19 protein-coding genes are annotated in these 20225 nt (G+C 63.5%); 15 read left to right on the forward strand and 4 right to left on the reverse strand.

Going from position 1 to position 20225, the window contains the following annotated elements; all coding sequences use genetic code 11:
* Position 1 precedes the first annotated feature (1 nt).
* The 7 genes from atpA to QO207_RS02110 all read left to right on the forward strand — a co-directional run bounded on the left by atpA (position 2) and on the right by QO207_RS02110 (position 7330).
* Positions 2 to 1546: a F0F1 ATP synthase subunit alpha gene (gene atpA, locus QO207_RS02080; protein ID WP_184586046.1), complete on the forward strand. Its 1545-nt coding sequence runs from the start codon at positions 2 to 4 to the stop codon at positions 1544 to 1546.
* Between the two features lie 52 nt (positions 1547 to 1598).
* Positions 1599 to 2459: a F0F1 ATP synthase subunit gamma gene (gene atpG, locus QO207_RS02085; RefSeq protein ID WP_301479097.1), complete on the forward strand. Its 861-nt coding sequence runs from the start codon at positions 1599 to 1601 to the stop codon at positions 2457 to 2459.
* 30 nt (positions 2460 to 2489) lie between these two features.
* On the forward strand, positions 2490 to 3866 hold the full coding sequence (atpD, locus tag QO207_RS02090) for a F0F1 ATP synthase subunit beta (protein ID WP_045213787.1): 1377 nt from the start codon (positions 2490 to 2492) through the stop codon (positions 3864 to 3866).
* Between the two features lie 40 nt (positions 3867 to 3906).
* Positions 3907 to 4332, forward strand: a complete 426-nt coding sequence (locus tag QO207_RS02095) for a F0F1 ATP synthase subunit epsilon (RefSeq protein ID WP_045213789.1) — start codon at positions 3907 to 3909, stop codon at positions 4330 to 4332.
* Between the two features lie 112 nt (positions 4333 to 4444).
* Positions 4445 to 5812 (forward strand): bifunctional UDP-N-acetylglucosamine diphosphorylase/glucosamine-1-phosphate N-acetyltransferase GlmU, encoded by a 1368-nt coding sequence (glmU, locus tag QO207_RS02100; protein WP_301479098.1) that lies wholly within the window; start codon positions 4445 to 4447, stop codon positions 5810 to 5812.
* A gap of 128 nt (positions 5813 to 5940) precedes the next feature.
* Entirely contained in the window at positions 5941 to 6528 is a 588-nt protein-coding gene (locus QO207_RS02105; RefSeq protein WP_301479100.1) for a MarC family protein, read from the forward strand.
* 19 nt (positions 6529 to 6547) lie between these two features.
* On the forward strand, positions 6548 to 7330 hold the full coding sequence (locus tag QO207_RS02110) for an N-acetylmuramoyl-L-alanine amidase (RefSeq protein WP_301479102.1): 783 nt from the start codon (positions 6548 to 6550) through the stop codon (positions 7328 to 7330).
* On the opposite strand, the gene QO207_RS02115 is transcribed toward QO207_RS02110, so the two are convergent.
* Entirely contained in the window at positions 7327 to 9120 is a 1794-nt protein-coding gene (locus QO207_RS02115) for an ATP-binding protein (protein ID WP_301479103.1), read from the reverse strand. The two genes, QO207_RS02110 and QO207_RS02115, sit on opposite strands and share 4 nt — an antisense overlap.
* The gene (gene algB, locus QO207_RS02120; RefSeq protein ID WP_301479105.1) at positions 9117 to 10463 is read right to left on the reverse strand and encodes a sigma-54-dependent response regulator transcription factor AlgB; all 1347 of its coding nucleotides are present in this window, start codon (positions 10461 to 10463) and stop codon (positions 9117 to 9119) included. Before algB ends, QO207_RS02115 begins: the two co-directional genes overlap by 4 nt.
* A gap of 227 nt (positions 10464 to 10690) precedes the next feature.
* On the opposite strand from algB, the gene QO207_RS02125 reads away from it, so the two are divergent.
* From QO207_RS02125 to QO207_RS02145, 5 genes are all read left to right on the forward strand, one after another.
* Complete coding sequence (locus QO207_RS02125; protein WP_301479107.1) at positions 10691 to 11587, forward strand: BON domain-containing protein; 897 nt, start codon at positions 10691 to 10693, stop codon at positions 11585 to 11587.
* The gene (locus QO207_RS02130) at positions 11584 to 12018 is read left to right on the forward strand and encodes a PA2169 family four-helix-bundle protein (protein ID WP_301479111.1); all 435 of its coding nucleotides are present in this window, start codon (positions 11584 to 11586) and stop codon (positions 12016 to 12018) included. The genes QO207_RS02125 and QO207_RS02130 overlap by 4 nt, the downstream gene beginning before the upstream one ends.
* A 279-nt stretch (positions 12019 to 12297) precedes the next feature.
* Positions 12298 to 12648, forward strand: coding sequence for a hypothetical protein (locus tag QO207_RS02135; protein WP_301479114.1), 351 nt, complete (start codon positions 12298 to 12300; stop codon positions 12646 to 12648).
* A gap of 147 nt (positions 12649 to 12795) precedes the next feature.
* The gene (locus tag QO207_RS02140; RefSeq protein ID WP_017518828.1) at positions 12796 to 12957 is read left to right on the forward strand and encodes a DUF1328 domain-containing protein; all 162 of its coding nucleotides are present in this window, start codon (positions 12796 to 12798) and stop codon (positions 12955 to 12957) included.
* A 41-nt stretch (positions 12958 to 12998) separates the two neighbouring features.
* Entirely contained in the window at positions 12999 to 13469 is a 471-nt protein-coding gene (locus QO207_RS02145) for an inhibitor of vertebrate lysozyme family protein (RefSeq protein ID WP_301479117.1), read from the forward strand.
* 251 nt (positions 13470 to 13720) lie between these two features.
* Here QO207_RS02145 and QO207_RS02150 read toward each other — a convergent pair whose 3' ends face one another.
* Positions 13721 to 14380, reverse strand: a complete 660-nt coding sequence (locus QO207_RS02150; protein ID WP_301479119.1) for a DUF3313 domain-containing protein — start codon at positions 14378 to 14380, stop codon at positions 13721 to 13723.
* Positions 14381 to 15053: 673 nt separating this feature from the next.
* Here QO207_RS02150 and gltP point away from each other — a divergent pair.
* Positions 15054 to 16403, forward strand: coding sequence for a glutamate/aspartate:proton symporter GltP (gene gltP, locus QO207_RS02155; protein ID WP_301479120.1), 1350 nt, complete (start codon positions 15054 to 15056; stop codon positions 16401 to 16403).
* 108 nt (positions 16404 to 16511) lie between these two features.
* Entirely contained in the window at positions 16512 to 17741 is a 1230-nt protein-coding gene (locus QO207_RS02160; protein ID WP_301479122.1) for a nucleoside recognition domain-containing protein, read from the forward strand.
* On the opposite strand, the gene QO207_RS02165 is transcribed toward QO207_RS02160, so the two are convergent.
* The gene (locus QO207_RS02165; RefSeq protein ID WP_301479124.1) at positions 17723 to 18262 is read right to left on the reverse strand and encodes a S1C family serine protease; all 540 of its coding nucleotides are present in this window, start codon (positions 18260 to 18262) and stop codon (positions 17723 to 17725) included. The genes QO207_RS02160 and QO207_RS02165 overlap by 19 nt on opposite strands.
* Positions 18263 to 18818: 556 nt before the next feature.
* Here QO207_RS02165 and QO207_RS02170 point away from each other — a divergent pair.
* Positions 18819 to 20111: an MFS transporter gene (locus tag QO207_RS02170; RefSeq protein WP_301479126.1), complete on the forward strand. Its 1293-nt coding sequence runs from the start codon at positions 18819 to 18821 to the stop codon at positions 20109 to 20111.
* Positions 20112 to 20225: the final 114 nt, after the last annotated feature.

Here is a 20225-nt window from a genome sequence, read left to right on the forward strand (position 1 = left end):
CATGCAGCAACTCAATCCTTCCGAAATTAGTGAAATCATCAAGGGGCGCATCGAGAAACTCGACGTCGCCTCGCAAGCGCGCAACGAAGGCACCATCGTCAGTGTTTCCGATGGCATCGTGCGCATCTTCGGTCTGGCCGACGTCATGTACGGCGAGATGATCGAATTCCCGGGCGGCGTCTACGGTATGGCGCTGAACCTGGAGCAAGACTCCGTTGGTGCTGTGGTACTGGGTGAATACCAGGACCTCAAAGAAGGCATGAATGCCAAGTGCACCGGCCGCATCCTGGAAGTACCGGTTGGTCCGGAACTGCTGGGTCGCGTTGTCGACGCCCTGGGTAACCCGATCGATGGCAAAGGCCCGATCGATGCCAAGCTGACCGACGCCGTCGAGAAAGTGGCACCGGGCGTGATCTGGCGTAAGTCGGTAGACCAGCCGGTACAGACCGGTTACAAGTCGGTCGACGCCATGATCCCGGTTGGCCGTGGTCAGCGCGAGCTGGTCATCGGTGACCGTCAGATCGGTAAAACCGCTCTGGCCATCGACGCCATCATCAACCAGAAGAACAGCGGCATCCGTTGCGTCTACGTCGCCATTGGTCAGAAGCAATCGACCATCGCCAACGTTGTTCGCAAGCTGGAAGAAAACGGCGCCCTGGCCAACACCATCGTGGTGGTTGCCAGCGCTTCCGAATCCGCTGCTCTGCAATACCTGGCTCCGTACTCCGGCTGCACCATGGGCGAATACTTCCGCGACCGCGGTGAAGACGCCCTGATCGTGTACGACGACCTGTCCAAGCAGGCCGTAGCCTATCGCCAGATCTCCCTGCTGCTGCGCCGTCCGCCGGGCCGCGAAGCTTATCCGGGCGACGTGTTCTATCTCCACAGCCGTCTGCTGGAGCGCGCTTCCCGCGTTTCCGAAGAGTACGTAGAGAAGTTCACCAACGGCGAAGTGAAAGGCAAGACCGGTTCCCTGACCGCCCTGCCGATCATCGAAACCCAGGCTGGCGACGTTTCCGCCTTCGTTCCGACCAACGTGATCTCGATCACCGACGGTCAGATCTTCCTGGAATCGGCCATGTTCAACTCGGGTATCCGTCCGGCCGTCAACGCCGGTATCTCGGTATCCCGTGTTGGTGGCGCGGCCCAGACCAAGATCATCAAGAAGCTGTCCGGCGGTATCCGTACCGCGCTGGCCCAGTACCGTGAACTGGCGGCCTTCGCCCAGTTCGCCTCGGACCTGGACGACGCGACCCGCAAGCAGCTGGAACATGGTCAGCGCGTTACCGAGCTGATGAAGCAGAAGCAATACGCGCCGATGTCCATCGCCGAGATGTCGCTGTCCCTGTATGCCGCCGAGCGTGGCTTCCTGCAGGACGTCGAGATCGCCAAGGTGGGCGCCTTCGAACAAGCGCTGATCGCCTACTTCCAACGTGAGAACGCCGCTCTGCTGGCGAAGATCAACGAGAAGGGTGACTTCAACGACGAAATCGACGCAGGCATCAAGGCCGGCATCGAGAAGTTCAAGGCCACCCAAACCTGGTAAGCCGCAGCGGGGGTCGTTGACGGCCCCCGCCTGCTAACCCGATAGGTGTGAAATGGCAGGCGCAAAAGAGATTCGCAGCAAGATTGCGAGCATCAAAAGCACGCAAAAAATCACCAATGCCATGGAAAAGGTGGCGGTGAGCAAGATGCGCAAGGCACAAATGCGCATGGCGGCCGGCCGTCCCTACGCGGAGCGCATTCGCCAGGTGATCGGCCATCTGGCCAACGCCAATCCGGAATACCGTCACCCGTTCATGGTCGAGCGTGAAGTCAAGCGCGTCGGCTACATCGTGGTGAGCTCCGACCGTGGTCTGGCTGGCGGCCTGAACATCAACCTGTTCAAGGCTCTGGTCAAGGACATGAGCGGGCAGCGCGATCGCAACGCAGAAATCGACCTCTGCGTGATCGGCTCCAAGGGTGCATCCTTCTTCAAGAGCTATGGCGGCAACGTGGTTGCGGCTATCAGCCACCTGGGCGAAGAGCCGTCGATCAATGATCTGATCGGCAGCGTCAAGGTCATGCTGGATGCCTACCTGGATGGTCGTATCGATCGCCTGTACGTGGTTTCCAACAAGTTCGTCAACACCATGACCCAGAAGCCGACCGTGGAACAGCTGATTCCGCTGGTGGCCGAGGACAATGCCGAGCTGAAGCACCACTGGGACTACCTCTACGAACCCGACGCCAAGGCCCTCCTCGATGGCCTGCTGGTGCGCTACGTGGAATCCCAGGTGTACCAGGCCGTGGTTGAGAACAACGCCTGTGAACAGGCGGCCCGGATGATTGCAATGAAGAACGCTACCGACAACGCCGGTGATCTGATCAGTGGTCTGCAACTGATCTACAACAAGGCACGTCAGGCGGCGATCACCCAGGAAATCTCGGAAATCGTCGGCGGCGCTGCCGCGGTGTAAGAACAGGTTCAAAATTCAGAGGAACCAGACATGAGTAGCGGACGTATTGTTCAAATCATCGGCGCCGTGATCGACGTGGAATTCCCGCGCGATGCCGTGCCGAGCATCTACGAGGCCCTGAAGGTTCAGGGCGTCGAAACCACCCTGGAAGTTCAGCAGCAGCTGGGCGACGGCGTGGTTCGTTCCATTGCGATGGGTTCCACCGAAGGCCTCAAGCGTGGCCTGAACGTGGAAAGCACCGGCGCAGCCATCTCCGTCCCGGTCGGCACCAAGACCCTGGGCCGTATCATGGACGTGCTGGGCAACCCGATCGACGAAGCCGGTCCCATCGGCGAAGAAGAGCGCTGGGGTATTCACCGCGACGCTCCGTCCTACGCTGACCAGGCTGGCGGCAACGACCTGCTCGAAACCGGCATCAAGGTTATCGACCTGGTCTGCCCGTTCGCCAAGGGCGGTAAAGTCGGTCTGTTCGGTGGTGCCGGTGTAGGCAAGACCGTAAACATGATGGAACTGATCCGTAACATCGCCATGGAGCACAGCGGTTACTCTGTGTTCGCTGGTGTGGGTGAGCGTACTCGTGAGGGTAACGACTTCTACCACGAGATGAAGGATTCCGGCGTACTGGACAAGGTAGCCCTGGTTTACGGCCAGATGAACGAGCCGCCGGGCAACCGTCTGCGCGTTGCACTGACCGGCCTGACCATGGCCGAGAAGTTCCGTGACGAAGGCCGTGACGTACTGCTGTTCATCGACAACATCTACCGTTACACCCTCGCCGGTACCGAAGTATCCGCACTGCTGGGCCGTATGCCTTCCGCAGTAGGTTACCAGCCGACCCTGGCCGAAGAGATGGGCGTTCTGCAGGAGCGCATCACCTCCACCAAGAAAGGCTCGATCACCTCGATCCAGGCCGTCTACGTTCCCGCGGACGACCTGACCGACCCGAGCCCGGCGACCACCTTCGCCCACCTGGACGCCACCGTCGTACTGTCCCGCGACATCGCCTCGCTGGGTATCTACCCGGCAGTTGATCCGCTGGACTCGACTTCCCGTCAGCTGGACCCGCTGGTCATCGGCCAGGATCACTACGACACCGCTCGTGGCGTGCAGTACGTTCTGCAGCGCTACAAGGAGCTGAAGGACATCATCGCGATTCTGGGCATGGACGAACTGTCCGAGTCCGACAAGCTGCTGGTGGCCCGTGCTCGTAAGATCCAGCGCTTCCTGTCCCAGCCGTTCTTCGTGGCTGAAGTATTCACCGGCTCGCCGGGCAAATACGTCTCCCTGAAGGACACCATCGCTGGCTTCAAAGGCATCCTCAACGGCGACTACGACCACCTGCCCGAGCAGGCGTTCTACATGGTCGGCGGCATCGAAGAAGCCATCGAGAAAGCGAAGAAGCTGTAATCCGTGCGCCCGGCAACGGGCGCTTACGTGAGGCAAGGGTATGGCTATTACTGTCCACTGCGACATCGTCAGCGCCGAAGCGGAGATCTTCTCCGGTCTGGTCGAGCTGGTCGTAGCGCACGGCTCCCTGGGCGATCTGGGTATCGCTCCGGGCCACGCGCCGCTGATCACCGAGCTCAAGCCGGGTCCGATCCGCCTGGTGAAGCAGGGTGGCGAACAGGAGGTGTACTACATCTCCGGTGGCTTCCTCGAAGTACAGCCGAGCATGGTCAAGGTTCTCGCCGACACCGTGATTCGCGCAGGTGACCTCGACGAAGCGGCTGCCCAGACCGCACTGAAGGAAGCTGAGAAGGCTCTGCAAGGTAAAGGTGCAGAGTTCGACTACAGCTCCGCCGCAGCCCGCCTGGCCGAAGCCGCAGCGCAACTGCGCACGGTCCAGCAGGTTCGCAAGAAGTACGGCGGCTAAGCCGCGGAGTCCCCAGGGACTTCAGCGACAAATGGGAAAAGGGTAGCCTTGGCTACCCTTTTTCTTTTTCTACATCCGGGGTTTCCCCGCTCACCAGGACGGTCCCTCACCCATGTCTCTCGAAATCGTCATCCTCGCCGCTGGCCAGGGCACCCGCATGCGCTCGGCCCTGCCGAAAGTCCTGCATCCGGTTGCCGGCAAACCGATGCTCGCCCATGTGATCGACACCGCCCGCGGTCTCGGCCCGTCGCGCATCCACGTGGTGATTGGCCACGGTGCCGACCTGGTGCGCGAGCGCCTGCAGGCGGATGACCTGAATTTCGTGATCCAGGAACAGCAACTGGGTACCGGCCATGCGGTGGCGCAGGCTGCTCCGTTCCTCAGCGCCGAGAATGTGCTGATCCTCTACGGCGACGTACCGCTGATCGAGCAGCCGACCCTGGAGCGCCTGATGGCCCAGGCCACGCCGCAGCAGCTGGCGCTGCTCACCGTCGAGCTGGACGACCCGACCGGCTATGGCCGCATCATCCGTGACGCCGCCGGTGAGGTGCAGGCCATCGTTGAGCAGAAGGATGCTTCTGCCGAGCAGCGCACCATCCGCGAAGGCAACACCGGCATCCTCGCCGCGCCGCGCGAGCGCCTGCTCGGCTGGCTGTCGCGCCTGTCCAATTCCAACGCCCAGGGCGAGTACTACCTCACCGACGTCATCGCCATGGCGGTGTCCGACGGCCTGCGCGTGGCCACTGCTCAGCCGCAGGTGGCGATGGAGACCCAGGGCGCCAACGACCGCCAGCAGCTCTCCGAGCTGGAGCGCTTCTTCCAGCTCCGCGTCGGCCGCCGCCTGATGGCCCAGGGCGTGACCCTGATCGACCCGGCGCGCTTCGACGTGCGCGGTGAAGTCAGCGTCGGCCGCGATGTCAGCATCGACATCAACGTGATCCTCGAAGGCCAGGTGGAAATCGAGGACGACGTGCAGATCGGCCCGAACTGCTACATCAAGGACAGCACCCTGCGCCGCGGCGCCATCATCAAGGCCAACTCGCACCTGGAAGGCGCCCACGTCGGCCCCGACAGTGACGTAGGTCCATTCGCTCGCCTGCGTCCGGGCAGCGTGCTCGAGCGCAAGGTGCATGTGGGTAACTTCGTCGAGCTGAAGAACGCCCACCTGCAGGACGGCGTGAAGGTCGGCCACCTGACCTACCTGGGTGACAGCGAAGTCGGTGCACGCAGCAACATCGGCGCTGGCACCATCACCTGCAACTACGATGGTGCCAACAAGTGGCGCACCAGCATCGGCGAGGACGTCTTCATCGGCTCCAACAACTCCCTGGTCGCGCCTGTGGATATCGGTTCCGGCGCCACGACTGGCGCGGGTTCCACCATCACCGCCGAGGTGCCTGCGGGCACCCTTGGCGTCGGCCGTGCCAAGCAACGGGTGATCGAAGGCTGGAAGCGCCCGGAAAAGATCAAGAAGTCCTGATATATAACGGATCGCCCTATGGGTAAGTGTTTATCCACAGGGCGATCTGCTTTCTGCTTATTCACAGGCCATGTTCACAGGTCGTTGCGCGCCGCGCAGCGGCCGGCCACCGCTGGAGTTTCCCGGTCATGCTTGGCGTCGCCATCCTGATCTTTCTGATCACCGACCCGTTCGGCAACATCGCGGTGTTCCTCGCCGCCCTCAAGTCGGTCCCCGCCGAACGCCGTCTGAAAGTGGCGCTGCGCGAACTGCTGTTCGCCCTCGGCCTGCTGCTGCTGTTCCTCACCCTCGGCGAGCACATCCTCACCGGGTTGGGCCTGACCAAGGAGGCAACCGGTATCGCCGGCGGCATCATCCTCTTCGTGGTCGCCATGCGCCTGATCTTCCCCACACCCCAGGGCGTGCTGGGCGACATGCCGGACAATGAGCCGCTGTTCGTGCCGCTGGCCACGCCTGCCGTAGCGGGGCCTTCCGCACTGGCGATGCTGATTACCCTGCGCAGCACCTACACTGGTCCGTTGTGGGAGTTGTACCTCGCGGTGATCCTGGCCTGGGGTGCGACTGCCTTCATCCTGCTGCAGGCGGCCTTCCTCCAGCGCTTCCTCGGCCCGCGCGGGCTGATGGCGGTGGAACGCCTGGCCGGCATGCTGCTGATCATGCTCAGCGTGAACATGCTCCTGCAGAACGTGCGCAGCTTCCTGCACATCGCTGCCTGACGCTCTCTTGAGAACCGCCATGACCCTGCGTGTCCTGACCTTCGCGCTCCTCACCACACTGCTCGCCGGCTGCGCCGACAAGGGCCTGCAGATCGACCGCGAGCACGTGTCGAAGAACCAGGACAGCCGCATCCAGTATGTGATCGTCCACTACACCTCCGCCAACCTGCAGCGCTCGCTGGCGCTGCTGACCCACGGCGAGGTGAGCGCGCACTACCTGATCGGCGACAACCCGGCGACCATCTACCAGCTGGTGGACGAGAACCGCCGCGCCTGGCACGCCGGCGCCAGCGAATGGCAGGGGCGCACCTGGCTGAACTCCACGTCGATCGGCATCGAACTGGTGAACCCCGGCTACCGCGATACCCCCAGCGGCAAGATCTGGTATCCCTATCCGGACGCGCAGATCGATGCACTGATCGCCTTGCTAAAGGACATCACCCAGCGCCAGGGCATCACCCCGGAGCACATCCTCGGCCACAGCGACATCGCCCCGCAGCGCAAGGTCGATCCGGGCCCGCTGTTCCCCTGGAAGAAGCTCGCCGATGCCGGCCTGATTCCCTGGCCCAAGCCGGGCGAGCTGGCGCGCCGCCTGGCCGAGCTGAACGGCCAGCTGCCCGCGCCGGGCTGGTTCCAGCAGCAGCTGGCGCGCCATGGCTATGCGGTGCCGCTCAATGGGTTGATGGATGAGGAAACCCGCAATGTGATCGCGGCCTTCCAGATGCGTTTCCGCCCGGACCGCTTCGACGGCGAGCCGGACCTGGAAACCGCGGCGCTGCTGCTGGCGGTCCCGACCTCTTAAACCGGCAGCAGCAGGTAGAAGCGCGAGCCCTTGCCCTGCTGCGAACGCAGGGCGATGCGCCCGCCGTGCAGCTGGACGATCTCCCGGCACAGCGCCAGCCCGAGCCCGACACCGCCTTTCTTGCGCCCCACCTGCACGAAGGGTTCGAAGATGCGCCCCTGCTGGCTGAGCGGAATGCCGTCGCCGCTGTCCTCCACAGCGATGGCTACCCGCTCTTCCTGGCAGCGCGCCTGCAAGCGGATGGTCCCGCCCTCGGGCGTGTGGCGCAGCGCGTTGCCGATCAGGTTGTCCAGCACGCGCTCGATCTGCAGGCGGTCGATGTTGATGTGCGGCAGGCCGTCGGCGATCTCCAGGTCCAGCTCCACGCCTTTCTCCCGGGCCTGCCCGGTGAAGCGCTGGCTGGCCTGGCCGAGCAGTTCGGGTATGTCGCACAGCTGCAGTTCCAGCTTCTGCGTGCCGCTCTGGTAGCGGGAGAAGTTCAGCAGGTCGTTTATCAGCCGCACCAGGCGGTGCATCTCCTCATCCACGGTGCGCACCAGGTCGCGCTCGCGGGAGTCCTCGGCGAACTTCAGGCGCTCTGCCAGCAGACCAAAGGCCATGTGCATGCCAGTCATCGGCGTGCGCAACTCATGGGACGCGCGCAGGACGAAATCATTACGCACGCGCTCGAAGGCGCGCTGCTCGGTGACATCGCGCACCACCATCACAGCGCCGATGTTGCGCCCGTCGTCGTGGCTGACCGGCGACATGCCCCAGGTCAGCAGGCGGCTCTCGCCGCCCACTTCGACCACCAGGTCCTGCGGGGTTTCTTCCAGCAGATTGCCGCTCAGGACGCGTTGCGTCGCCTGGGTCAGCGCGGGGTTGTGGAGCAGCGTGCCCAGCTCCTGCCCCTGGGGATCGCTCTGGGAAAACAGCTGGCGCGTGGCGACCGGATTGGCGTGCTCGATGCGCCCGTGGCGGTCGAGGATCACCAGGCCGTCGTCGATGCTGTCGAGCACCGCCAGCAGGCGTTTACGGCCGGAACCGAGGGCTTCGGTGTTGCTTGCCCGGTACAGCCGTAGCGCCTCTGCCATCAGGCCGAAGCGACGGCTCAGGGAACTCATCTCGGCGACGCCGGAAACCGGAAGGGTGACGTCGAAATCGCCCTGGCCGATCTTGTCCGCCGCCTTGGCCAGCGTCTCGATGGGAGCGCCGAAGCGCCGCGCGATGCTGTGCGCGGTGATGAAACCGACCACCAGGATGGCGATGCCGATCAGGCCGAGCAGGCCACTGACCAACAATGTGCGGCTGCGGGCGCTCTGCTCCTCGATGCCGATGTTCTCCATCGCCTGCTGATGCAGCGCCAACAACCGGTTGCGCAGCACGTCGAGGCTGCGGCTGAGGTCGCTGTCTGCCAGCAGTTCCGGGCGGCCGGGGCCGGGGCTGTCGATGGCGTCGACGAAGAGCTTGTGGGCGTTGGCGATCTCCACCATGACTTGGCGCTCTTCGACGTTGCGCGCCAGCTCGTTGCCGCGGTCCAGGGCCTGGGCGAAGTGTGTGCGCGCCAGCTGCAGCAGCTCCGGGCTGGGCCGGGCGCTGAGGGCCTGGACCAGTTCGTCGCCCAGTGCCTGGCGCAGGCGCTGGCTGACCTCGATGGTCTGGAAATTGTGCTGGATCAGCCGGGCCTGCTCGCGGCCACTCAGCATCATGCTGAACAGGCCGAGCAGCAGACCCAGCAGGGCTACCGTGATCAGCGCCGAGATGCTGAGGAACAGCCTCGTGCGCAGCGTCATCGGAATTGGCAGATTCACAGGCTGTACTGCTTGCGCTTGCGATAGAGGGTGGAAGCGTCGATCCCCAGGGTCTTGGCCGCCTGGTCGAGCGTGGTGCTGGAGGCCATCACGGCGGCGATGTGGGCTTTCTCCAGCTCCTCCAGGCTCATGGCTTCGCCGATGCGCGGTGCGGTATTGGTGGTCTGCTCGCCGATGGCCAGTTGTTCGATACAGATAAGGTCGTTATTGCAGATGATGCTTGCGCGTTCGATTACGTTGCGCAGTTCGCGGACGTTGCCCGGCCAGTTGTAGCGGCGCAGCAGCGCGCGGGCTTCTTCGGTGAAGCCGCGGGCCGGGCGGCCGTAGTCCTTGACGAAGCGGGCGAGGAAACGCTCGGCCAGGCCGATGATGTCCTCGGCGCGTTCGCGCAGCGGCGGCAGATTGAGCACGATGACATTCAGGCGATACAGCAGGTCTTCGCGGAAGGTGCCCTGGGCGACCATGCCGGCGAGGTCGCGGTTGGTGGCTGCGAGGATACGCACGTCAGCGTTGCGGGTGACCGGGTCACCGATGCGCTCGTATTCCTTGTCCTGGATGAACCGCAGCAACTTGGGTTGCAATATGAGGGGAAAATCGCCGATCTCGTCGAGGAACAGCGTGCCGCCGTCAGCCTGGCTGATCCGCCCGAGGGTATTTTCGGTGGCGCCGGTGAAGGCCCCGCGGCTATGGCCGAATAGCTCGCTTTCCATCAGTTCGGCAGACAGCGAAGGACAGTTGATGGTCACGCAGGACTTCTTCGCCCGCTTGCTCCAACTGTGGATAGCCCGCGCCAGCTCGCCCTTGCCCGAGCCGGATTCGCCGAGGATGAGGATGTTGGCGTCGGTGGCGGCCACCTGGCGGGCGGTTTCCAGCACGGCGGCCATGGCCGGGCTGTGGGATTCGAGCACGTCGCCCTGCTTGCGCATCTCGCCTTCCAGCGCCTCGATGCGCGCGGTCAGCTGGCGCACCTCCAGCTGCTTGGCAGCGGCCAGGCGCAGCTGGTCGGGGCTGCAGGGCTTCACCAGATAGTCGGCCGCCCCGGCCTGCATGGCGTCCACGGCGGTGTCCACGGCCGAGTGTGCGGTGACTATCACCACCCGCATCCACGGTGCCTGCACGCGCATCTGCGCCAGCACGTCGAGGCCATTGTCTTCGCCCAGGCGCAGGTCGAGGAAGCACAGGTCGAATACCTGGCGCTGCAAGAGGTTCTCGGCCTGCTGCGCGCTGTTGGCGGTCGCCACGCTGTAGCCCTCGTCCTCCAGGCAATAGCGGAAGGAGCGCAGGATGGCGGACTCGTCGTCGACCAGAAGGATGCGGCCCTGCTGTTCAGGCGTTGCGTCCATTCAGGGGATTCCTCGTTGTTGAATATCGTTGTTGTGAAGTAAGGATTTTCCTTAGTCCAGGATTATTCGTGCAAGTTGCAAGAATCTTTCTGACGCTTCGGGCAGGGTGCACAGTCCGTGGCTCATCTGGCCGTTCAACTACCTGAAATATAAGGATTTGTTTCTTGAAGGGCACTGGCACGCCGCTTGCGGTTCCAAGAAAGGAACATCGTTGAACGGAGACTGCCATGCCTAACCCGAAGATCCTTGCCCTGGCGCTGGGTTCCGCGCTGCTCGCCCTGCAGCCGCTGGCCAGCCACGCTGCCGACGCCGGCCTGTCGGCGCAACTGGCCGAAGCCCGCCAGGAAGGTTCGATCTGGACGGCCATCAACCTCAACCGCGAACTCAAGCCCTACGCGATCAAGGTCGACGTGGAAAGCGGCCGCGCACAGCTGACCGGCGCTGTCGCCAGCGACGAGCAGAAGGCCCTGGCCGGGCAGATTGCCGGCAGCGTCGAAGGCATCAACGCCGTGGACAACCAGTTGGCGGTGGACGCATCCCTGGCATCCGCGCAGAACGGCGAGGCACCCAAGACGCAGAGTGAGGGCGTGGTGCAGCAGTGGGACGACGCCACCCTGGCGGCGAAGGTGAAATCCAAGCTGCTGCTGGAAAAACGCGGTGCCGGCCTGGATATCAAGGTCACCAGCCGTTCTGGCGCCGTCACCCTCGAAGGCACTGCGGCCAGCGAGGAAATCAGCCAGGACGCCGCGCACCTGGCGGCGCAGACCGAGGGCGTCGCCTCTGTGGATAACCGCCTGAAAGTCGACCCTGATGCGGCTTCGACGCAGAAGCTGGAGAAGTCCGTGGGCGACGCCCAGGCCGCGGTCAGCGATGCCTGGATCACCAGCCAGATCAAGGCCGGCATTCTTGCCGAACACGCGCTGCAGGGCCTGTCCATTGGCGTTTCCACCCGCGATGGAGTGGTCACGCTCAGTGGTCAGGTGCCGACGGCGGATGAGCGCCAGCAACTGATCGACGCGGCGCGCAAGACCCGTGGTGTGCGTGAGGTGGACGCCGCTGCGTTGAAGGTGGCCGGACAGGCCGCCGAGCTCTTCCACCCTTCGCAACAGGAGATCCTGTCATGAATCGTACGACCAGCCAGCTCAACGAACTCATCGAGATCACCCGCGACGGCGAGCGTTTCTACCAGCACGCCATTCATGAAGTGAAGGACCCACGTCTGCAGCAGCTGTTCCAGTCCATGGCCCAGGCCAAGACCGACGTGATCAACGCCCTGGCCGGCAAGGTGGCCGCCAACCATGACGACCCCGCCACGGGCGGCACGCTGCTCGGCAAGCTGCGCCAGGTGTATGCCGATACCCGCGCCAGCATGGCCCACGACGAAGGCGCCACCTATGTGGCGCAGCTGGAGGAGACCGAGGACCGCATCCTCCATGCCTTCGAGGACGCCATGGAAAAGGGCACGCCCGAGACCCAGGCACTGCTGCGCGCAGAACTGCCCAAGGTGCGCGCCTGTCATGACCAGATGAGCGAGCTGAAGCATTCGCTGAAGTGACGTGGTTCACAGGGGCGCAGGGACGCGCCTTTCGCCGGGATTGCAAAACGCACGACCTCTCCCGGCCCATCGTGCAGGATGCGGCGAACAGGGACCTTGGTACTATATTCAACTGATTGATTTATAAGGAGAAAATAGAAATACAAAGTCTGGCATGGGCCCTGCAATCTCTTAGGCAAAGCCAGTCAACAAACCACCCGCGACGGCACGGGCCAGGTCCTCGATGGAAGCAGGACCCAAGGTTCGACAGAGACACCGGCGACGGGCAGGAGAGCAGAAATGGACAGCGCAATGAACAGCGGTATCAACACCCAGGGGAACACCCAGGTGCGAGTCGTGCGTATCGATGTATGGAGCCGGGTCTTCTTCGCCGGCGCCCTGCTGCTGTTGCTGATCAACCAGGTCCTGCTGCAGATGCAGGTTTCCCAGGCTGCCCAGGTTTCCACTGCCGTACAGGCTTATGTGCCGAGCGCCGCCAGCGCGCCGGGCCTGTACCGCGAAGCTTCGCGTTATCCACAGCCCGCCCAGAGCCAGGCCCGCGTGCTGCCGGCTCCGCAGGCACAGACTCAGACCCAGGCCCAGGTAGAGGTCCAGCCGATGGCGCGGACTCAGGGCGGCTGGGTGTTCTGAATCGCCGGCGGGCCGCCGGCCCGCCCGATAGGTCCGCAGTGCCCGGTAGCGCCCGGGCGGACAAGCCTTCCGAAGGTAGCCTTGCGAGCCCTCGGAAAAGGCGCCAGGAGCTGGCGCCGTACAGACAACGAGAAGAGGAGATTTCCCATGCTTAGCTGGGCACTGACATTCCTGATCATCGCCATCATTGCCGCCGTACTGGGCTTCGGCGGCATCGCCGGCGCGGCCACCAGTATTGCCAAGATCCTGTTCGTGATCTTCCTGGTGCTGTTCATCGTGTCGTTCTTCATGGGACGTCGCCGAGGGTGAACGCCCATCGAACAGGCTGACGTTGAACAAGGAGCGCAACGATGAGTTTCACCCGCAACCTGCTGCTGTCATTCCTGCTCATCGGCGCCGGGGCTCAGGCCCTGGCCGCCGAGGCGGACAAGGACGCGCAGTACCGCCTCAACGAGCTGATCGCCAGCGACGCGCAGTACCGCGATACCTGGCAATCGGTGGTCAAGGATGAAAGCCGCCTGCCGGATTGGGTCATGAACCTCAGCGGCACCGCGACGCCGATGCAGGCGGTCGACGAGCAGGGCGACAAGTATCTGGTAGGCGAGTTGTGCGAGCCGCACAACTGCAGTGCCCATCGGCTGTACGTGGCCTTTACCTGGGACAAGGACAAGGCCTACGCGCTGTACGTGCAGGTTCCCGAGAACCTGCCGGCGGACAAGTCACCCAGCAAGCACGCCAGCTTCCGCTGGCTGGGCGATCCGGACGATTCGGTGAAGCGGATCCTCGATGACCAGCTCAAGAGCGATCCGAACTGGTATTGAGCCAGTCAGTTTCAGATTCAGAGATTCGCGTAGCCGCCAAGGCGTACGCAGGACCAGGGGGCCGGGATGTTCGGGATGCGGCATGTCCTGAATGACCCAGGGGTACAAGGGGTACCTCCGCAGCAGCGGGCCGGGTCAGGCAAAAGCCTGCGGAACCGGCGCGGGATTCCGCGCCGGCTCCGGAGCGCTCATCTTCTCCAGCCGCTGTCAGCGCACTGCCGTCAGGCGGGTGCCGCTAACAAGGCTGGCGATCAGGGCTTGAAGTTGGCCGCGTCACGCGCCCAGCCATCGAGCACCGGCTTCAGGTCGTTGAGGGTCAGGTGGGTGCTGGTGTTCTCCAGCGTCTTGCCCGCGCCCTTGCGCACCACCTTGGCGACCGGTTTGCTGGTCGCACCATCCAGCGCCTCGAATTCCACGTAGACCTCGGTGTCCTGATCGCGGGTGCCGATTGCCGTGGTCGTGGCCGCCACCACCAGCGCTACCGGAATCACCTCGTAGGCCTTCAGACCCTCGGTGGAGATGTTCACCCCGGTGATCGCGGTGCGCAGCACCAGGGTGTCGCGGTCAGCCTGCTGGACGATGCGGTAGCGATTGCCCAGCTGCAGCTCGACCTGCTGCTTGAGGTAATCGGGGATCTCGTTGAGGGTCTTCTGGTCGATGTTCTCGTTGGGTTTGGGCGGCGGGTAATACACCGGCCGCTCGACCAGTACCGAGCTGTAGTTGGCCAGCTTCAGGTTCGGGTCGACCCAGCGCAGCACCGGCTGGCCGCTGGGCGATGTGGCGGGCTTGAGTTGCGAGTAGTCGCCGAGGAAGCCGGAGTACTGCGAGGCGTCCGGTTTCTGGCTGGAGCAGCCGGCCAGCGCCAGGGCGCCGGCAAAGATCAGGGTGGGTACTACGTAGCGTCGCGTCATAGAGCGTCCTTTTCCAGTCAGTGTCACCGCATTGAGCATTCACCACAGGGCACAACTCGTTTACCCGGCTGTCGCAGCGGCGGCGGCAGGGTAATCGCACGCTCGCTCGAAGCCGCTCGAAGTTCATTGCTTTCAGTCAATTCGGAGTGTCGGGGAAACGCCTTACAATGGCCCGCCGATTGTCGTCGGCTGATTTATCCCCAGCAGTACCGCAACAATGAAGAGCAGAACCCGGCGGTTTATCCACAGCGCCAGCGTCTCTGCCAGCCTTGCCGCCGAAGGGCTCTTCGCTCGCCCCCGGCCATCCCCAACGATCCCCCCTCAGCGGGCGACCGTACATCCGGTAACAAGAAGCCGCGACCCAGAGGTTGCCGCCAGCTTGTCCGATCAAACCGGGCCATTGATGGCCGAATTGCAGCAAGCCTAGACGGCTTTGCAGAGCGCTGCGTGACAGGCGTTGAGGAACCTGTGTCATGCAGAAAATCAAGGGTCTTCGGACCTGGAACCAAGGTTTCAGATGCCTTTTGCTATGCCGATTGTGCATAGGGTAGGCGTCTCCGGCATTAGACGAAGAAAGGGTGGGCCCCAATCATGCGCCCCTTTTTTCGCCCGCCCTCGGCACCCCGAAGGTGGGCGGAACCCCGACTTCCACAAGAATCAAGGGTGACTCACTATGGGCAAAGCCAAGCTCAGCCTCGCCTGGCAGATCCTCATCGGCCTGGTACTCGGAATTGCACTGGGCGCCGCGCTCAATCACTTCAGCGCGGAAAAGGCCTGGTGGATCAGCAACATCCTCCAGCCAGCGGGTGACATCTTCATCCGCCTGATCAAGATGATCGTGGTCCCGATCGTCATCTCCTCGCTCATCGTCGGCATCGCCGGCATGGGGGATGCGAAGAAGCTCGGCCGCATCGGTCTGAAGACCATCATCTATTTCGAAATCATCACCACCGTCGCCATCGTGGTCGGCCTGCTGCTGGCAAATGTCTTCCAGCCCGGCGCCGGCATCGACATGAGCACCCTGGGCACTGTGGATATCTCCCAGTACGCGCAGACCGCCAAGGAAGTCGAACACCACCACGCGTTCATCGAGACCATCCTCAACCTGATCCCGTCGAACATCTTCGCGGCCATGGCCCGCGGCGAGATGTTGCCGATCATCTTCTTCTCGGTGATGTTCGGCCTCGGGCTGTCGTCGCTGCCGGCGCAGACCCGCGAGCCGCTGGTGAAGATGTTCCAGGGCGTGGCTGAGGCCATGTTCCGCGTCACCCACATGATCATGCGCTACGCCCCCATCGGCGTGTTCGCGCTGATCGCGGTGACGGTCGCCAACTTCGGCTTCGCCTCGCTGCTGCCGCTGGCCAAGCTGGTCGTGCTGGTGTACTTCGCCATCGCCTTCTTCGCCTTCATGGTGCTGGGCCTGGCCGCACGCCTGTTCGGCTTCTCCATCCTCAAGCTGATGCGCATCTTCAAGGATGAGCTGGTGCTGGCCTATTCCACTGCCAGTTCCGAGACCGTGCTGCCGCGCATCATCGAGAAGATGGAGGCCTACGGCGCGCCGAAGGCTGTTGCCAGCTTCGTGGTGCCCACCGGCTACTCGTTCAACCTTGATGGCTCGACCCTGTACCAGAGCATCGCGGCAATCTTCATCGCCCAGCTCTATGGCATCGACCTGTCCATCGGCCAGCAGCTGATGCTGGTGATGACCCTGATGGTCACCTCCAAGGGCATCGCCGGCGTGCCGGGCGTTTCCTTCGTGGTGCTGCTGGCGACCCTGGGTAGCGTGGGCATTCCCCTGGAAGGCCTGGCCTTCATCGCCGGCGTCGACCGCATCATGGACATGGCGCGCACCGCGCTGAACGTGATCGGCAATGCCCTGGCAGTGCTGGTGATCTCCAAGTGGGAAGGCGTGTACGACGCGCAGAAGGGCGCCCGCTACTGGGAAGCCATGCGCAACGGCAGCGTCGAGGCGTTCCTCGAAGGGAAAAACGCGGACGGCAAGGAAAGCGCCGCCGCCCGCTGACCAGCAAGGGTTATCCACAAGGCCCCGGCACTGTCCGGGGCCTTGTCGTTTCTGGCGCCGGAGGGGCTCGTGCCGCTATCATCCGGGCCATTCCAAGGGGGACACTTCATGCTCAACGGCCTGTGGCTGGGCTTTTTCATCGTCGCGGCGGTCACCGCGCTTTCCCGCTGGCTGCTGGGTGGCGAAGCCACCGTGTTCGCCGCCATGGTCGAGAGCCTGTTCGCCATGGCCAAGCTGTCGGTGGAAGTCATGGTGCTGCTGTTCGGTACCCTGACCCTGTGGCTGGGCTTCCTGCGCATCGCCGAGAAAGCCGGCCTGGTGGAGAAACTCGCGGTGCTGCTCGGCCCGCTGTTCCGCCGGCTGATGCCGGAAGTGCCGGCCGGCCACCCGGCCATCGGCCTGATCACCCTGAACTTCGCCGCCAACGGCCTGGGCCTGGACAATGCCGCCACGCCCATCGGCCTGAAGGCCATGAAGGCGCTGCAGGAGCTCAATCCCAGCAGCACCACGGCAAGCAACGCGCAGATTCTCTTCCTGGTGCTCAACGCCTCGTCGCTGACCCTGCTGCCGGTGACCATCTTCATGTACCGCGCCCAGCAGGGCGCGGTGGACCCGACCCTGGTGTTCCTGCCGATCCTGCTGGCCACCAGCGCTTCCACGCTGGTGGGCCTGCTCAGTGTCGCGGTGATGCAGCGCCTGCGCCTGTGGGACCCGGTGGTGCTGGCCTACCTGATTCCCGGCGCGCTGGCGCTGGGCGCCTTCATGGCGCTGCTGGCGGGGCTGTCCGCCACGGCGCTGGCGCAACTGTCCTCGCTGCTCGGCAACCTGACGCTGTTCGGCATCATCATGCTGTTCCTCGTCGTCGGCTGGCTGAAGAAGGTGCCGGTCTACGAAACCTTCGTCGAAGGGGCGAAGGAAGGCTTCGACGTCGCCAAGAGTCTGCTTCCTTATCTGGTGGCGATGCTCTGCGCGGTCGGCGTACTGCGCGCCTCCGGTGCGCTGGAAATGGCACTGGACGGCATTCGCTGGCTGGTCGAGGGCGCCGGCTGGGACACCCGGTTCGTCGACGCGCTGCCCACCGCGCTGGTCAAGCCGTTCTCCGGCAGCGCGGCGCGGGCGATGCTGCTGGAGACCATGCAGTCCCACGGCGTGGACAGCTTCCCGGCGCTGGTAGCCGCCACCGTGCAGGGCAGCACCGAGACCACCTTCTATGTGCTGGCGGTGTACTTCGGCGCCGTTGGCATCCAGCGCGCCCGCCACGCCGTGGGCTGCGCGTTGCTGGCTGACCTTTCCGGGGTGCTGGCGTCCATCGGCGTCTGCTACTGGTTCTTCGCCTGAAGATTGCCGCCGTGGGCCTGGGCAGCCTTGTGCGCCGCCTGGGCCTGGAACAGCAGCCATTCACGCTGGATCACGCTGTAGGGCACGAACACGCTCAGGCGTGACATTCCGGCCAGTTCCGGTCGGTTGTTCGGCGGGCTCCAGCCGGGCAGGTAGCCGATATTGATCCCCAGCACGCTGCCGTCTCCGGCCAGCAGCGGGCCGCCGGACATGCCCTTGGCGATGGCCGCGTCATGCACGGCGTAGCGTTCGTTGCTACCACTGCCGGCGTTGACGAAGGGCACTGGCCACACCCGGCCTTGGGCGCTCATCGGAATCAGCAGGGTGCTGCTGCCCAGGGCGGTCACCGATTCGCCGGAGCGGAATTCCCGCCACTGCGGCAGCGGCCCCTTCGCCGGGTGGGCGATGAACAGCAGGTCGCAGCCGGTACTGCAGCGATAGGCGCGATTGAGCAGGAACGGTGTATGGGCGGCCGTCACGGCGTAGTCGGCATTCCACTGAACCGCCGAAGCAACGATCATTCCCGGCAGCGGTGGCCCGGAGAAGACACTGAAGTATCGGTTTGTCAGATTTGCATTGGTTTCTGGAGATACCCAGCCGTTGCAGCCGGCCAGGGCAAGCAGGCACAGCATTCCCCATTGGATTCGCATAGTTAGTTCTCCCTTTTGTGTGGGAAAAGCTAACTATTAATTGAGGAGATTTCTTATATAAAAATAAGATTATTGCTTGAGATAATTCCTTGCGAAATATCTCAATAGGCGAAAGTTTCCTACATATATATCTGTAGGATTTTTTGTTTTAAGTTAATCAATAATTATTGTGAGTTAATTGTTTATTTGATGAAGAGTGAGAAGTGGTTTGAGCTATTGCCATTTCTGACGAGCGGTAGCGAAGCTTTCGCCAAGCTTTCAAACCCATCTGAATAGCGCCTTTCGGGCATTTTTCGATTGTCGAGCGACCGTCTTTACACATAGGGTTACAAATAAGTCGCCTGGCCGAGGCCTGCCTGCCACGCAGAGCGACCGTCGATTTCCCCCGGCGGAAATCTCCCGTGTATCAGCCCTGAGTGATGTTCTTATGGCCTCGAACAATTCCAAAGCCAAAGCCGTCTTCCGCGTGGTGAGTGGCAACTTCCTCGAGATGTACGACTTCATGGTGTATGGCTTCTACGCCACTGCCATTGCCAAGACCTTCTTCCCCGGAGACGACCCCTTCGCCTCCCTGATGCTGTCCCTGGCCACCTTCGGCGCCGGCTTCCTGATGCGCCCGCTGGGGGCCATCTTCCTGGGCGCCTATATCGACCGTCATGGCCGTCGTCAGGGTCTGATCATCACCCTCGGCCTGATGGCCATGGGCACCCTGCTGATCGCCTTCGTGCCCGGCTACGCCACCCTGGGCGTCGCGGCGCCCCTGCTGGTGCTGCTGGGCCGCCTGCTACAGGGCTTCTCTGCCGGTGTCGAGCTGGGCGGTGTGTCGGTCTACCTGGCCGAGATCGCCACCCCCGGCAAGCGCGGCTTCTTCGTCAGCTGGCAGTCCGCCAGCCAGCAGGTCGCGGTGGTCTTCGCCGGCCTGCTCGGGGTGATCCTCAACCACTGGCTGAGCCCGCAGGACATGGGCGAGTGGGGCTGGCGCGTACCGTTCTTCGTCGGCTGCCTGATCGTCCCGGCGCTGTTCATCATCCGCCGCTCGCTGGAAGAGACCCCCGAATTCCAGCAGCGCAAGCATCGGCCGAACCTGAGCCAGGTGCTGCGCTCCATCGGCCAGAACTTCGGCCTGGTGCTGGCCGGTACCGCCATGGTGGTGATGACCACCGTGTCCTTCTACCTGATCACCGCCTACACCCCGACCTTCGGCAGGAACGAACTGCACCTGTCGGACTTCGAGAGCCTGCTGGTGACCATGTGTGTAGGCCTTTCCAACTTCATCTGGCTGCCGGTGATGGGCGCGCTGTCCGACTGCATCGGCCGCAAACCGCTGCTGCTGGCGTCTACCGTGCTGGCGCTGGCGACGGCCTATCCGATGCTGTCCTGGCTGGTCGCCGAGCCGAGCTTCACGCGCCTGCTGGAAGTGGAGCTGTGGCTGTCCTTCCTCTATGGCAGCTACAACGGCGCGATGGTTGTGGCGCTGACCGAGGTGATGCCGGCGGATGTGCGCACCACCGGCTTCTCCCTGGCCTACAGCCTCGCCACCGCGACCTTCGGCGGCTTCACCCCGGCGGTCTGCACCTGGCTGATCCATGTGCTCGACAACAAGGCAGCTCCCGGTATCTGGCTCAGCGGCGCCGCAGTACTCGGTCTGCTCGCCACCCTGGTGCTGTTCCGCAAGGGCGCACGTGTGCGTGAAGGTGCGTTGCTCGCCAGCGGCGCCTGAAGCGACAGGCTGCGACGTTCTGCCCCAGCAGGGTTCCGGGCGGCATTGACCCAGGTCAGGCCTGCCCGGCATCGGCGGGAGAAGGATAGGGTCATCCCAATCCCTCTTCGCCAG

It is taken from the genome of Pseudomonas sp. CAN1, assembly GCF_030462585.1.
Classification (GTDB): Bacteria; Pseudomonadota; Gammaproteobacteria; order Pseudomonadales; family Pseudomonadaceae; genus Pseudomonas.